General features: G+C 36.2%; 13 protein-coding genes. 6 read left to right on the top strand and 7 right to left on the bottom strand.

Features of this window, described 5'->3' with window-relative positions; translation table 11 throughout:
- Positions 1 to 2 precede the first annotated feature (2 nt).
- The 3 genes from hisC to QZ143_RS05230 are packed head-to-tail and all read left to right on the top strand — an operon-like array spanning position 3 to position 2,960.
- Positions 3 to 1,103, top strand: a complete 1,101-nt coding sequence (hisC, locus tag QZ143_RS05240; protein ID WP_292881899.1) for a histidinol-phosphate transaminase — start codon at positions 3 to 5, stop codon at positions 1,101 to 1,103.
- Positions 1,104 to 1,814, top strand: a complete 711-nt coding sequence (locus QZ143_RS05235; RefSeq protein WP_292881896.1) for an anaerobic ribonucleoside-triphosphate reductase activating protein — start codon at positions 1,104 to 1,106, stop codon at positions 1,812 to 1,814. It abuts the gene before it with no gap.
- A 9-nt stretch (positions 1,815 to 1,823) separates the two neighbouring features.
- Entirely contained in the window at positions 1,824 to 2,960 is a 1,137-nt protein-coding gene (locus QZ143_RS05230) for a tetratricopeptide repeat protein (protein WP_292608774.1), read from the top strand.
- Between the two features lie 157 nt (positions 2,961 to 3,117).
- Here QZ143_RS05230 and glmM read toward each other — a convergent pair whose 3' ends face one another.
- Positions 3,118 to 4,482 (bottom strand): phosphoglucosamine mutase, encoded by a 1,365-nt coding sequence (gene glmM, locus QZ143_RS05225; RefSeq protein ID WP_292608777.1) that lies wholly within the window; start codon positions 4,480 to 4,482, stop codon positions 3,118 to 3,120.
- A 66-nt stretch (positions 4,483 to 4,548) separates the two neighbouring features.
- Positions 4,549 to 4,947 carry an RNA-binding protein gene (locus tag QZ143_RS05220; RefSeq protein WP_292608780.1) on the bottom strand — a complete coding sequence of 133 codons (399 nt, stop codon included), beginning with the start codon at positions 4,945 to 4,947 and terminating at the stop codon, positions 4,549 to 4,551.
- Between the two features lie 85 nt (positions 4,948 to 5,032).
- On the opposite strand from QZ143_RS05220, the gene QZ143_RS05215 reads away from it, so the two are divergent.
- Positions 5,033 to 5,665 (top strand): queuosine precursor transporter, encoded by a 633-nt coding sequence (locus QZ143_RS05215; protein ID WP_292881894.1) that lies wholly within the window; start codon positions 5,033 to 5,035, stop codon positions 5,663 to 5,665.
- On the opposite strand, the gene QZ143_RS05210 is transcribed toward QZ143_RS05215, so the two are convergent.
- A complete protein-coding gene (locus QZ143_RS05210) occupies positions 5,662 to 7,320 on the bottom strand; it encodes an ATP-dependent DNA ligase (RefSeq protein WP_292881892.1) in 1,659 nt (552 codons plus the stop codon). The two genes, QZ143_RS05215 and QZ143_RS05210, sit on opposite strands and share 4 nt — an antisense overlap.
- Positions 7,320 to 8,594, bottom strand: coding sequence for a phosphomethylpyrimidine synthase (gene thiC / locus QZ143_RS05205; RefSeq protein ID WP_292881891.1), 1,275 nt, complete (start codon positions 8,592 to 8,594; stop codon positions 7,320 to 7,322). The genes QZ143_RS05210 and thiC overlap by 1 nt, the downstream gene beginning before the upstream one ends.
- Before the next feature lie 105 nt (positions 8,595 to 8,699).
- Between thiC and QZ143_RS05200 the strand changes: the two genes are divergently transcribed.
- Together QZ143_RS05200 and QZ143_RS05195 are read left to right on the top strand one after the other, a co-directional pair.
- The gene (locus QZ143_RS05200; protein ID WP_292881889.1) at positions 8,700 to 9,554 is read left to right on the top strand and encodes a methanogenesis marker 8 protein; all 855 of its coding nucleotides are present in this window, start codon (positions 8,700 to 8,702) and stop codon (positions 9,552 to 9,554) included.
- A gap of 8 nt (positions 9,555 to 9,562) precedes the next feature.
- A complete protein-coding gene (locus QZ143_RS05195; protein ID WP_292881886.1) occupies positions 9,563 to 10,219 on the top strand; it encodes a 3'-5' exonuclease in 657 nt (218 codons plus the stop codon).
- Between the two features lie 235 nt (positions 10,220 to 10,454).
- Here the strand turns inward: QZ143_RS05195 and QZ143_RS05190 are convergent, their stop codons facing one another.
- From QZ143_RS05190 to QZ143_RS05180, 3 genes are all read right to left on the bottom strand, one after another.
- A complete protein-coding gene (locus QZ143_RS05190; protein ID WP_292881883.1) occupies positions 10,455 to 12,653 on the bottom strand; it encodes a CDC48 family AAA ATPase in 2,199 nt (732 codons plus the stop codon).
- 314 nt (positions 12,654 to 12,967) lie between these two features.
- The gene (locus tag QZ143_RS05185) at positions 12,968 to 14,278 is read right to left on the bottom strand and encodes a prephenate dehydrogenase (protein WP_342765206.1); all 1,311 of its coding nucleotides are present in this window, start codon (positions 14,276 to 14,278) and stop codon (positions 12,968 to 12,970) included.
- A gap of 63 nt (positions 14,279 to 14,341) precedes the next feature.
- The gene (locus tag QZ143_RS05180; RefSeq protein ID WP_292881878.1) at positions 14,342 to 15,238 is read right to left on the bottom strand and encodes a hypothetical protein; all 897 of its coding nucleotides are present in this window, start codon (positions 15,236 to 15,238) and stop codon (positions 14,342 to 14,344) included.
- Between the last annotated feature and the right edge of the window lie 367 nt (positions 15,239 to 15,605).

Below are 15,605 nucleotides of genomic sequence, written 5' to 3'. Positions count from 1 at the left end.
ATATGAAACCTAGACAAATTGTAGACGAAATGGATTCTTATGTTCCCGGAAGATCACAAGATGAAATTGCACAGGAATTCAATTTGAACAAAGATGAGATTATTAAGCTGGGTTCCAATGAAAATCCATGGGGTCCATCTCCGAAAGCTATGGAAGCTATTAAAAATGAAATCAAATCAATCAACAGATATCCTGAATCTCAACTAAAGGAACTCGTAGCTGAAATTGCTGATTACAGTGATGTTGATGATTCTCAGGTTATAATCGGTGGAGATGGTGCTGACGAAATCATTGATGTGCTTGCAAAAACATTCATTGATGATGGGGATGAATTTATCGTTCCCCTACCATCTTATATGTATTATGAATACCTGCTGCAACAGTATGGTGCCCATCCGGTTTATGCAAAATGGGATTTGGATAAAAATGAGTTGGATGTTGACTCAATTTTTGAAGCAATCACAGACAAAACCAAAATGATTTTCTTGTGCAGTCCAAATAACCCGACAGGAACATTAATCGATAAGGAAGTTCTCTCAGATATTGCATCAAAAAATCCGGAAATTTTGATTGTTGTTGATGAGGCTTACTTTGAATATTCAGAAGTCACAAACAAGGATTTAATCAATGAATACGATAATATTTTTATAATCCGAACCATGTCAAAGGTTTTAGGCCTTGCAGGAATGAGAATTGGATACGGTCTTGCATGTCCTGAAATCATTGAATACATGCACAGGATAAAACCTGTATTTTCTCTTACAAGACTGTCTTTTGTTGCAGCTCTAAATACTTTTCAGGATAGGCAATACATTGCAGAATCAATAGAAAAGGGAATTGAGTCAAGGCAATATTTATACGATGAACTATCAAAAATCGATTCACTTAATGTATTTCCATCAAAATCCAATTTCATGCTGATAGGCATTAAGGACACAGGTTTTACAGCATCCGAATTGGCTTTGGAGCTTATGAAACGAGGTATCATTGTTCGTGATTGTACTTCATTTAAGGGTCTGGACGAATATTGGATTAGAATCAGTATTTGTACCCTTGAAGAAGACAAGAAATTTATTGATATTATCAAAGAGGTTTTAAGTTAAATGTATATTGGTGGAACTGTAATATCTTCAGTGGAATTTCATGGAAATATGTCTTTAGTTATTTTCATGTCCAAATGTCCGCTGGCTTGCAGATATTGTCATAATGTGGAGCTATTGGAGGATAATACTCAATGGACATTGGATAAAGTCACGTCCGAAATAGATTCCGCAGCCGATTTTTTAGATGCGATTGTAGTTTCGGGCGGGGAGCCATTGGTTCAGACTGATGCAGTAATTGACATATTCAAATATGTTCGTGAAATCGGTCTTAAAACCAAATTGGACACCAGTGGAATTTATCCGGATAAAATACAAAAACTCCTTGACCTGGAATTGCTTGATTACGTTTCACTAGATATTAAAACCACTTTTCCAAAATACAGAAAAATCACAGGCTCCAATGTGGGTTTCAATGTCAAAAAATCTATGGAGCTAATAAACCGTGACCCTAATGTTCATCTTGAGCTTAGAACAACTTACGTTCCAACATTACACACTAAAAAAGATATTCGCAATCTTGTCGGTGATATTGAAGGTGATGTCTATACCATTCAGCAGTTCAGAAACAAGAATGTTCTTGATCCTGCCCTGGAGGAAGTTGAAGTTCCTAATCCTCATGATTTAAGAAAACTGGCCGAAGAAATCATGGATAATTTTGATGGTCATGTCAAGGTAAAAAGCGCCGAATTCGGTGAAGAAATTATTAAGTAGGAGGTCAAAATGCCAATTTTATCTTTTTCAAGTAATGATATTGATGTTATTACTGGTAAAAAAACAAGAACCATTCGTAAAACTTGGAAAACTCCTCTTAAGAAAGGTGACAGATTATATTGTTACTGGAATTTAGTTTCTAAAGAAAAGATGAAGATTTTCGAAGCAATCGTTACTGATGTGGAAGACATATCTTTCAGTGAGATTGAAGGCAATGAGGAACTGGCCATACAGGAAGGCTTTAAGGATGCAAAGGACATGCTTAGAGAATTCAAAAAGATGTATGGTGGGCGTATTGACAAATCTGAAGAATTCCAAATAATCTATTTTGAAAAACTCCACATTGACGATTGGAAAGGTGACAAAATAGATGAAAAGGCAATGATAATGAAACGGGCCGATATTCTTTTTGACAGCGGTAAATTCGATAAATCCACAATGTGTTATGATGCTGCCCTAAGACTTGACCCTGATGATGTATATCTGCTTAACAAACAGGGGGATAACCTATCTAGGCTGGGAAGGTTCATCGATGCAATCGAATGTTATGACAAGGCATTGGAACTGGAACCAGATAATGAGTATATCTTAAATAACAAGGCCATCGCCCTTTTAAACTCAGGAAATATTAATGAAGCTTATAAGGCAAGTACCATTGCTTATAATTTTGCTCCAAGCAATCCTATAGTTCTTTATTGGAGGGGATTTATTTTGGAAATGCTTGGAAGATATGATCAGGCATTGAGGGTTTATGATAAGCTGATTGTCATTGATGGTGAAAATCCTGAAGTATGGAACTCTCGGGGAAACCTTCTGACAGATATGGGCAGATTGGAAGATGCTATTGAATCATTTGACAAGGCTGTTGAACTATGTCTGGATGATTCTGAAATGGATGCTGCCGCAATCAATAGGATGGGCAATGCATTCATTGACCTTGGAAAATTTGATGAAGCGTTGGACTGTTTTAACAAAGCTATTTCTCTTGAAAAATATAACATCGACTTTTTACTCAATAAGGGTGTTGTCTTGATGGAACTTGGCAAATTTGAAGAGGCTGTTGACAGTTTCAATCAGGTATTGCTGAGAAGTCCTGACAATGAGGATGCCTTTTTCTTAAAAGAAGAATGTTTGGAAAACTTTTGATGTAGATTACCAACATCAAATTAACTATTTTTCATTTTAATGTTGGTTATTTTTAAAAATGATTCCTTTAAAATTAGGTTTCTATTTGTAAGATATTTTTTAATTCATCATAAAATCAATTTGGTGAAAAGAAAAATGGGTGATGGTGGGAGTTTAATTATTTTTTGTATTTTTTAATTAAACCGATTCCCCATTCGGTCATTTCATCCGCTTTTTGTTGTGAATCTGATTCGGCAAAGCATCTGAAAATTGGTTCTGTTCCGGATGGTCTTATGATTACCCAACCATCTTCTTTAAGGATTTTAACACCATCTGTCAAGTCAAGTTCAAAATCGGTTGTAGTTTTAATCTCATCGGCAATGCTGGTCATCACATCCTGTTTTTGGTCGTCACTACATTCGATTTTCATTTTGCTGGAATAGTAAACCGGCAGTTCACTTACCAATTCGGAAAGGGATTTTTTCTCTTTTGCAATGGTTTCCAGGATTTTAGCTACAGTCATTACTGCATCCCTTCCATAAACGAAGTCAGGGAAAATCAAACCTCCGTTTTCTTCTCCTCCAAACAATCCGTTTTCATCCTTGAGCTTACGGGCTACAAGCAAATCTCCTACAGCAGTTGCTATTACCTTACCGTTGTACTCATCAGCGATGTCATAAATTGCCTGGGATGTTGCAACGGTTGTAACTATGGTTCCGCCATTGTTTTCCTTAAGCATTTGCTTTTCAACAAGGGTAAATGTTTTATCTCCTAAGACAAATTTACCATTTTCATCGATACAGATGGTTCTGTCTGCATCTCCGTCATGTGCAAGACCTATATCTGCATTAAGCTCTTTAACAACACTGATTAGTTCCTGTAAGTTCTCTTCGATTGGTTCAGGGTCACGGCCTGGGAAAAATCCGTCAGCTTGACAGTTAAGTGTTGTAACTTCACATCCAAGTTTTCTGATGAGATATGGTGCGGTATATGATCCGGCACCGGAGCCGCAGTCAACAACAACTTTCAAATTAGCTTCTCTGATGGCTTCAACGTCAACCTTGGAGATTGCTTCTTCGATGTATTCATCAATAATCTTGTCGTTTTTATAGATTTGGCCAATTTCAGACCAATGAGCCCTTTTAGGTTCACTATCAAAGTATAACTTTTCAATTGCAAGATCCATTTCGTCAGGAATTCCAATACCGAATTCATCTAAAAACTTCAATCCGTTATATTTCGGAGGGTTATGTGAAGCAGTAATCATCACTCCGCCATCGTAATATTTGCGTACAGCATATTGAACTCCTGGTGTTGGCAATATTCCTAAATCCACAACATCACATCCTGAAGATAGAAGTCCTGCTTTTACAGCTTCCATTAACATCGGACTGGATGTTCTTGTATCTCCACCAACAGCTACAGTACCTTGAATTTGAGTTCCATAACAAGCAGCAAGTCTTGATGCAAACTCAGGAGTTAAAACATCATTTGCAGTTCTTCTGACTCCAAATGTTCCAAATAATCGTTTTTTATCTGACATTTTATTAAATCCTTAAAATTTTATTTTATATTATTTTTGGATTTTAGTTAATAAATATCTATTCATTTAACTAGCTATTTTCAGACTGTCTCCTGAAGATAAAATTAATTCCAACTGGGAGTTGTATTCGGTAACTTTTCCGACAACTTCTACTTTTTTATCTTTAAAATCATTGATGTCCAGATTATTGGATTGGATTTCGCCTGCCTGACTTTCAAAAATTATCAATGGCATCTGCGCCGTGCCGTCATTTATCGTTAAAAAATAACTGCTCTTGGATTTTGACTGGGAGATGTCCTGGACTACACAGCTAACCTTTACCTCTTCATCTATCATTCCCCTATTTATGTCTTTTAGTTCAATTTCCTTAACCTCGATTGTCGGAGTAAATATGATTAGGCCGATTATTCCAACAAGTGAGGTTATTAAAGCTATTTTCAATAATTTGTCGTCTGTAATTTCCATAAGTCTTTATTATTTTTTAAAGTAAAAATAGCTGATAGGATTTCAATCTGTAAGATTTATCTGAAATGAGAAATATAGTATGAGTATGTTTGAAGATATGACCAAAACAGAATTGTATGCAATATTGACCGGTATTTTTACCGCATCGCTGATTGTGTCAAATATCATTGCTGGCAAAACATTCGATTTCTTCTCATTTACATTGCCGTGCGGTGTTGTAATATTTCCGGTAATTTATATTGTCAATGATGTTTTGGCTGAAATCTATGGTTATGAAAAGGCTAGAAAGGTAATCCTGCTTGGATTTTTCATGAATCTTGTTGCGGTAATATGCTATCAGATAACAATTCTTTTGCCTGCACCGGCATTTTTTGAAAACTCTGAAGCTTTCAGCATTGTTCTGGGAAGTACCTTTAGACTTTTGGTTGCTAGCTTTGCAGCATATTTGGCAGGTTCACTTGTAAATGCAAAAGTAATGGTTTATCTGAAAAAATGGGATGAGAATAAACTCTTTTTCAGATGTATAGTGTCAACACTTTTCGGTGAAGGTTTGGATGCTATAGTGTTCATTTTCATAGGATTTTTGGGAACAATGCCTTTGGAAGCACTGCTTTTGATGATTGTAGCACAAGCATTGTTCAAAACAGTTTATGAAATTATTGTTTATCCTCTTACAAGAACAGTTATTTTTAAAGTCAGAAAATTGCCTGAAGTCTAATTTCCTGTGTGGTACATTGAAAGTAGTCTTTCAACAGTATCAACGTCCATTGGACCTTTGTCCTTTCTGATGTTTTTAACGACAGGGAACCTTAGTGAATATCCGGTCTCATATTCTGGTGATTCTACAATTTCTGAAAATGCAATTTCCAGAATTATTTTAGGTTCAACCTTGATTTCACGACCTTTGGTTGAAATTTCAAGCTCTTTCATTTTCCCGGTCAGGTATTCGAGTGTGGCATCATCAAGGCCTGTTGCGGCATAAGCGACAGTTTTAAAGTCATCGTTGTCATCCCTTAAAGCCACAAGGTATGATCCGACAAAATCTCCACGTTTTCCTATTCCGTAGGTTCCTCCGACAACAATCATATCCAATGTTTCAGGTTCGGCTTTGTATTTAAGCATTTTTTTACCTCTTAAACCTGGAATGTATGGTGCTGATGCATCCTTAATCATGATTCCTTCATGACCTTCATTAATTGATTTTTCAAAGAGTTCCTGAAGCTCGCCGATATTGTCCGGAGTTCCGACTTTCATTGTACTCAAGTTCATTTCATCAACGGATGTATCTACAATGCTTTCTAATGTTTCTCTTCTGACTTTCAGAGGTTCATCAATCATTGGAGCCTTATAATACATCACGTCAAACAGGAATACCTTTAATGGAACATTTTCCATAGCTTCCTCAACATTGTGTTTTCTTCTGACTCTATGCAGAATATTCTGGAAAGGCAGTGGCTTTCCATCCCTTGTAGCTATTACTTCGCCTTCCACAATATAGTCTTCATGAGGCAGGTGCTCATCGAAGAGTTCAACGATTTCCGGAAGTGCGTGGGTAATGTTTTCAAGTCTTCGTGTGAATATGTTGATTTCATCGGAGCTTCTATGAACCTGAAGCCTGATGCCGTCGTATTTTGTATCGCAGATTGCTTCGCCCATTTCGGGAATGATTTCATCAAGGGGCGGTGCAAGCTGTGCAAGCATTGGCTTAACCGGTGTTCCAGGGGTCAAGTTAAGTTTTTTAAGGCCTGCTTCCCCTTCCTCTTTGGCAGTCCTTGCAACAACGGAAAAGTCATTGGTAAGCATCTGGGCTCTTTCGACAACTCCCTTGTCAATGTCAAATGCCTGGGCTATTGCATCCCTTACCACTCCATCACCAACACCGATTCTAAGCTCCTCTGTGATTGTACGAGTTAAATATTTTGCTTCTGTAGCGCTGGCCTGTGATAGCAATTCCAGGATGACTGCAATTTTACGGTTTGTTGAACGTGAACCGCTGATTTTGGATAATTTTCGAAGACTATTGAAGACAAAATCGATTGTCAATGGCTGTGAGAAAAATGTCATTTGGGATTTTTTTGCATATAATTTGATGCATGCAAGGCCGATGTCACCTTCATCACGAACGGCATCTTCAACAGCAGCCTGTGTGGTTCCAACAGCTTCAGCTACTGCCCTTTCAACAAGCTTTCCACCAATTCCAATTTCTTCAGAACTCCATGCAGGAAACACGACTCCAAGAATTAACAGACCTACCTTTTCAATTGTGTCGGAATCTAATTTTTTCAAGTATTCGGCTATTATTTCTGTTTTTTCAAGTCTTTTTGTAGTCGCTTCGAGTGCGGAGTAAACGTCTACTAATTCCTGATATTTCATTAGAAGTCTCCTTTAGCTATTTTTACTGCACAATACTCTCCACACATTGCACACATTTCATTGTCATCAAGTTCACATTTGTCACGATACTTTCTAGGTTTGGATTTGTCTAATGCCAGGTCAAATTGAGCTTCCCAGTCAAATTCCCGTCTGGCCTTTGCCATTGCACGCTCACGGGTCCATGCTGAGTCAAGTCCTTTTGCAACATCTGCAGCTTCGGCAGCAATTTTGGAAGCTATTACTCCTTCCTTAACATCTTCCAGGCTAGGCAGAGACAAGTGTTCTGCAGGGGTCACGTAACACAAAAAGTTGGCGCCTGCTGTTGCAGCTATTGCTCCGCCAATTGCTCCTGTAATATGGTCATAACCTGGTGCAATATCAGTTACCAAAGGGCCTAAAACATAAAACGGAGCGCCATGACATATTGTCTTTTGGATTTCCATATTTGCCTTGATTTGATTTAGTGGCATGTGTCCTGGTCCTTCCACCATTACCTGGACATTGGCATCCTGTGCTCTTTTAACCAAAGTACCTAAATTTACAAGTTCTTGAATTTGAGGGATATCGCTTGCATCTGCTAGACAGCCCGGCCTTAGACCATCACCCAGAGATAATGTAATGTCGTATTCATAAGATAATTCAAGTAAATAATCGTAATTTTCATATAATGGATTTTCTTCTCCATTGTGGTTAATCCAAGAAGCCATAAATGTTCCTCCACGGCTGACAATTCCCATCATTCTATTTGCATCTTTCAGCTTTTGAACAAGATCCTTTGTAATGCCGCAGTGAAGTGTCATAAAATCCACCCCTTCTTTTGCCTGATTTTCAATGGCCTTAAAGATATCATCAGGGTCCATATCAATAATTTCTTTGCCTTTATCCAAGGTCACAACGCCTGCTTCATAAATTGGTACGGTTCCGATACATAAGTCCACAGCTTCCATAATTCTTTTTCTGAATAATTTCAAGTCGGAACCTGTTGACAAATCCATAAGTGCGTCAGCCCCATATTCCTGAGCCAATTTCGCTTTGTTAACTTCCAGTTCGATATCATCAATTTTGGATGATGAACCTATATTTGCATTAATTTTGGTTTTAAGGCCTTCACCAATACCGCAAGGTTTTGACTTGCCGTATATGTTTTTAGGAATTACAACTAATCCCTTATCTATTAATCTGGCTAGTTTATTTACATCAATATTCTCTTTTTGTGCAACGAACTCCATTTCTGGAGTGATATTGCCTTTTTGCGCTTCACTTTTTTGAGTCAAATTTATCCCTCATGTTGACTAATCATTAATAATTCTGTTTGTTCAAGTATATAGAATTAAGTTATTATATTAAAAGTTTAATACTATTAATTAGTTGGTGATTATATGGTTGAAGACAGACATGTTATTGAAACATTGGGAAAGGTTGAAGTTGTCATTGAAAACGGTGAAATAACAAGTGTTGGATCATCTGAAATGACTTACTGTCCGATGTTTCATGCAATGCATGGTGTAGATGAACTGAACGAGGAATTTATACGCAAAAACATTAACTTCAGAATCGAAGACTTCGGTATGTGCACACCAGACAGAGTAGTGGAAATGGATGATGCAGTAACTGTGGGCATTTCAGAAATTCTCAAAACAAATATGGAAAAAGGAAACATCGATTGTGTTGTAGGGGCATGTGATGGTGCCGGAACATTGTTGATGACCAATCCTCGTGTTGTGCAGGGTGTCGGAGGAAGGGTATCCGGTCTCATAAGTACAACTCCAATTCCTGAAGTCATCAAAAAATTGGAAGAGAGGGATTCGGTCATACTGGATCCGAAAACCGCCGAGTTGAATCAGCTTGAAGGCTTGAAATTGGCATTGGATAAGGGGTATAAGAATATTGCTATAACTATATTGCCTTCTCCAATGGTTAAAGATATTAGAGATTATCCTGCGGATGATGATGTGAACATTTACATTTTTGTAGCCCATACAACAGGTATTGAACCGGATAAGGTCGGAATGCTATTTGATAATGCTGATATTGTCACAGCATGTGCTTCAAAAGCCATTTCAGAATATGCTGATAAATACGAACCTTATTACTATGGTGTTAAAGTTCCAATCTTTTGTGCAAGTGAAGACGGCCGAAGGCTATTGGATATCAGACTTGAAAAAATAGGTAAGCCTCTTTCAACTAATGTTTATCCGAGAAATAAGGATGATGCACCTCATAAATTACTTTAGGCAAGATTATGAAGACAATATATTTCGATACTGAAACAAGTGGTTTGGATTGTAGAAATTGCAAGATAATCGAGCTTGCAATGCTGATTGATGAAGACGGTCAGATGACAGAGTATGATGAGTTCGTTGACATTGGAGAACCTTTGCATCCAAGAATTACTAAGATTACTGGCATTACAAATGCGATGCTGGTAAATGATGGGGAAAAAGAAGAGAATGTTGCTCGGGACTTAAAAGATAATATGACTCCCGGCACCTTGATGATTGCTCATAACTGTCAATTTGATTTGCTGTTTGTATATCATTTGCTTAAAAGACATTTTCCAGATGAAGCTGATGAAATAGTTTCAAATGTGGATTGGCTAGATACTTTATCCGTTTTAAAGGATCGCAAGGAATATCCTCATAAGCTGGTAGATGCAGTTGATCATTATCATCTTGAAAAAGTTAATTTTCACAGGGCAATCGATGACACCAAAGCATTGTATTTGGTTACGCAGGAAATGATAAATGAACGTGATGATTTATATTTATATATAAATAAATTCGGATATAATCCAAAATATGGTGTAAGCGGTCCGAGATTCCCATTCATTAAGTATAGGAGTCAGCCATATCATAACAGGGGTTTACTGCCTCCTGAAGATATTTTGCCAAAAAAATAGTCATTTGATTTTTAATTATTTTGGGAGAATTCCATATTCTCCCATTTTGTAGTAGAGAATTTATTGGTTAAATGGAGGTTTGGGAAAGATTTCTGTATCTTTCCCAGGGTTAAATATGGTTAGAACCTTTTAATCATTTTGGAGGTTGTGTGGGAAGGGTCTGTTCTTCCCACTAAATATGGTTAGAAAGTTTATAATTTTAATGGAGGAAAAAGGAAGAATTGATTATTCTTCCTTACATATATTGAACTAATTGTTCATCTTCTTTATTTCCAGGCTTCACTTTTTCGCTTGCTTCTTTAAAGTATTTGTTTGAGATTTCAGTGGTTTCTAAGTTATCTCTCAATGCGAGCATTGCTGCTTCACGGCATACTGACTCGATATCTGCCCCTACATATCCTTCGGTGTGTTTTGCTAATTTTTTGAGGTCAACGTCGTCTGCTAAAGGCATATCTTTTGTATGCACTTTAAAGATCGCAAGTCTTGCTTCTTCATCTGGCTCTTTTACTTGTATGTGTCTGTCGAATCTTCCAGGTCTCATTAAACCTGCATCTAAAATGTCTGGTCTGTTGGTTGCTGCAATGATTGCAACGTCTTCAAGTTCTTCCAAACCATCCATTTCAGTTAATAATTGGTTAACAACTCTTTTTGTGACTCCGCTGTCTCCATCATTACTGCTACGGGTACTGGCTATTGCATCTATTTCATCGAAGAATATTACAGTTGGAGATGCTTGTTTTGCTTTTCTGAATACTTCACGTACTCCTTTTTCTGATTCTCCGACCCATTTTGATAAGAGTTCAGGACCTTTAACGGAAATGAAATTAGCTTCACTTTCGCTTGCAACAGCTTTTGCAAGCAATGTTTTACCTGTTCCTGGAATTCCATAAAGAAGTGTTCCTTTTGGAGGTCTTATTCCTAAACGTTGGAATGTTTCAGGATGTTTTAAAGGCCATTCAACAGCTTCTTTTAATTCCTGTTTTACATCTTCAAGTCCGCCAACGTCATCCCATTTGATGTCAGGGATTTGTACGAGAACTTCCCTTAGGGCTGAAGGTTGGATTTCTTTTTGAGCATTTTTGAAGTCGTCTCCAGTCACGACGATTTTTTCCATGACTTCTTTTGGAATCTCTTCATCGTTTTGAATTTCAGGCAGTATTCTTCTAACTACTCTCATAGCCGCTTCTTTACACAATGACTCAAGATCAGCACCTACAAATCCGTGTGTTGTGTTTGCGATTTTGTCGAGGTCAACATCATCTGCAAGTGGCATGTTTCTTGTATGAATTTCCAATACTTCTTTTCTCTCTTCAGTATCAGGCACCCCAATTTCGATTTCACGATCAAATCTTCCAGGTCTTCTAAGTGCAGGGTCAAGTGAATCTGGTCTGTTGGTTGCACCAATAACCACCACCTGGCCACGGGATTTAAGACCATCCATTAAAGTTAAAAGTTGAGCAACGGTTCTTCTTTCAGCTTCACCATTGGTTTCTTCTCTTTTTGGAGCGATTGCATCGAGTTCATCTATAAATATGATTGAAGGTGAGTTTTCTTCAGCTTCCTCAAAGTATTCTCTTAGGTTTTCTTCAGATCCACCTACATATTTGCTCATAATTTCAGGCCCGTTTATTGCAATGAAATGGGCATCACTTTCACTGGCTACTGCTTTAGCCAGTAATGTTTTACCGGTTCCTGGAGGACCATGCATCAATACTCCTTTTGGTGGTGCAATACCTAATTTTTCAAAGAGTTCAGGTCTTTTAAGAGGAATTTCAATCATTTCTCTTACTTTTTTAACTTCTTCTTTGAGTCCACCGATGTCTTCGTAGCTTACATCTACAAGGTTTCCGACACCTTCGATTTTGCTTACGTCAACTGGTGTTTCGTGTAGTTGCACTTCAGTGTTTGGGCCAACAATGACAATGTCTTTTGGACTTGTGGAGACTACTGCAAATTTGATTTCTTTCATTGCAGGGGTAAAGTCCATCAATTCGTCAAATATGCTATTAAAGCCTCTTCCCATGCTAGGTTTTGATGCTCTGATTTGTGATCCTATGATGTCTCCTTGAACCATTACTTTTCCAGCAAATAATCCACGTACATCACCTTGAACACGAATATTAGCTTCGATTGGAGCTAAAACAACTTTTTTAGCTTCAGTAGCTTGAGTTTTTTTGATTGTTACTTCTCCACCGATTGTTGCCCCTGAGTTTTTACGTACTAACCCATCAATTCTTATTACTCCAAGACCAATATCGGTTTGTGAAGGAAGAGCGATAGCCGCAGTTCGTCTATCACCAACAATTTCGATTAAATCCCTTTCGTGGATTCCTAAATCATCCATTACATTTGGATCAAGTCTTGCTATGCCTTGTCCAACATCCTTTTGTGATATTGCTTCTGCAACTTTTAGTGTGATTTCATTTTTTGCCATGATAATCATCTCCTTTTATGGCTGTAATGTAAATAATTTTAATGTGTCAAAATCTTTTTGTTACTTTTTGTAACTTTATTGACAAAGATATCTGTGTATGTTTTACTATATAAAGGTTTCGGTTTTGGGGAAATTTGTAAAATGATTTTTTAGGGTTTATATTTTCTATGTGGTGTTTTATGTAGATTATATTTGATAAAATTAATTTAATATTTTTATTTATTAAAAATAATTAATATGGTGGTGGTATAGATTAATTTAAAATTTAATTACTTTTTGACAGTTTAATATTTGTTCGTATTCCTTAAAACAAATTACCTTATAATTCCGCCAAAACCTGTGAACAATTTTTTGACATTTTCAATATCTTCATTGGACAGTGCGGTAACTTCAAAGGTTAGGCTGATTGAATTCTCATCAATTTGCGGGCCATTATAGACATCTTTTAATTTAATATCAATTATGTTGTCAATATTCAGCACTGTTTTTTGAATGGTTTCAACATGGGCGGTTTTAGGGAACATGCAACTTATTGATTTGGTTTTTTTATCCAGATTATCGAGTTTCCACTGATAAAGTTCGTTATCAAGCAATATTCTAATGTTGGCTATTCGCAATTTTTTAGTCTTTGTTCCATTTTTCAGCACTGCAGTTTTGCCGTCCACACTTTCTAAAATTCCGGTATGAATTTTTCCAGAGTATATGTGCTTCAATCCAACTTCTTTACCAATGGATTCAGACAGTATGCTGTATTCATAACTCAGAGCACCAATTGCCTTATCGCTTCTACCTAAAGCGTTTGTAATATCACCCATATGTTTTGTTGCATTGATTGCAATGTCCATGAATTTCTCATCGTCTTTATTGTTGATTGCATCTCTCAGTTCAATTACTGCATCTGCAAATGTATTTCTAACTTTAGGACCATTGCTATTCATGGATTGGATATTGTATGTCAAATATGGATTTTGTGAAACAATACGTGCAATCATATCAATCATCAGATTGTAGATTGGACTTTCATAATATTCAGTTTCGGACAAATCCACTTTCAGCTTTTCAATCGCTGAAGCTGTGGAAATAAATGAAAAATGAGTTAAGACCTGCACGATACTCATCATAAAATCGTGTTTTTCAGCGGTGGTTTCAATCACTCTCATATTCTTGCTTTCAAGGTATCTATAAACTTTATCATACCATTTGCCCTTTTTATCGGGAGTCAATACTATGACCTGATTGTCGAGTCTTGTGGTTCTTGGACCAAAAATGGGGTGTGTTGGAATGTATTCTATAGTATCTGGCAGGACTTCAGCCATTGTTTTGGAAGGACCTTCCTTTACGGAAGTAACATCAACCATGACTGTCCCTTCTTTCATGTAGGGTGCAACTTCACGGATAACGTCGCAGGTATGTTGTATTGGGACTGAGACTATTAACATATCACTGATATTCGCTAAACCTTCATTGGATTCAATATAAGTTACATCTAATTCATCAGCAACAGTTCTACCTTTTTTGTGGTCCCGTCCAGTTATGTATACATCAAATTCGTCTTTAAAGTAATAAATGAGTGTTTTACCCAAACCGTCAGTTCCACCGATTATTCCAACATTCATAAAAATTATTTTGTTTTTATCATTAAATAATGTTATTATTGATATGTTTTTTGTGCAATAATTTGGTGATGTTTAAAATTCAATGTTATTTTCTATAAGTATTGCTTTTAATCTTGCATTTTCTTTGTTTTTTGTGTTTATTTCTTTGTCTTTTGCGGTGATTTCTTTGTTTTTTGTGTCTATTATTTCTTTGATTTTTGCTTTGTGTGCTTGATCTCTGTAGTCAAGTTCGTATTCGATGACGTCCATCAAATCAGATTTGTTGATTTCTTTGTCTATCAACTTTAACAACTCCTTTCCTTTTGGTGTTAAATCAAAATATTTTCTTATCATTATTCCAAGTACGTAAGCTATATCATTTCTTAATGGTTCTTTTATTGTATTGTCGTTGCTGAAAATGTTGGTGATTTTTTCTGTTACTGATTTTGCTTTTTGTTTTGGAGAAAATATTGGAAGAAATGCAATGTCAAATGCTTCATCTTGGGATAATTTTTCATTGTTTTGTATTTTGATTTCAAGATTATTTAATCTTTTTTCAATTACTTTCCATGGCCTGTGGATGTAGACAGGTTTAAAGATATCTGAAGCTGTAATTGCATATTCTTTTAATGAAGCTTCAAATTCTCTTTCATCAAATATTATAATGATTGTAAGTACTGGAAATCCAAAATTGGTTTTCGAATAGTCCTTGTAATCTGAAATAACTTTAATTTTTCTCATATCCACTCTTTGCGTTTGAAATTCTATATTGATTAATATTCTTTCGAATAGTTCTTTGTTGTCAGGATCAACCAATATTAACCAATCCATTTCAAGTTCGCTCCCGTCTCTTTTAACCACTCTTGGTGAATAGTTTTTAACAAACTTTCCTGGCAATTTGAAATAATCAAATAGTTTTTTAGCTTCTGTAGCCTGAAAATATTTAACTGAAACATCATTGGGATGATGAACTTTTTTCTTAATAATCATAATCACATCAACCATTTTTTTTAGATTTCATGAAATCATTAAGAAATAATGCTAGCACATATTGTTATTAATTAAAGGTAATATATATAATTTTTACAAATTTAAAGCAATATTTACTTTTATTTATTAAAATAAACTTATTTTATAACTATTCTATAAATATAAATTTATATGGATTTAATAATGTTGATTTTAACTTGTTAAATTGTTTTTTCCATAATGGGTAAATTTCATTAATTAGTAAGTTTTGAACTACCTCGACTTTGGTGAAGTCGAGGATTCTTACTTCACGGGCTGATACTCTCCCACGAGAGTAGGATTACCGTGCTATCCCCCCTGTTCCAGAGGTTCATTTTTTCATCAGTTA

It is taken from the genome of Methanobrevibacter sp. UBA188 (assembly GCF_905234905.1).
Classification (GTDB): Archaea; Methanobacteriota; Methanobacteria; order Methanobacteriales; family Methanobacteriaceae; genus Methanocatella.
The sequence above is the reverse complement of the archived record's forward strand: the minus strand, read 5'-3'. Positions and strand labels throughout refer to the sequence as shown.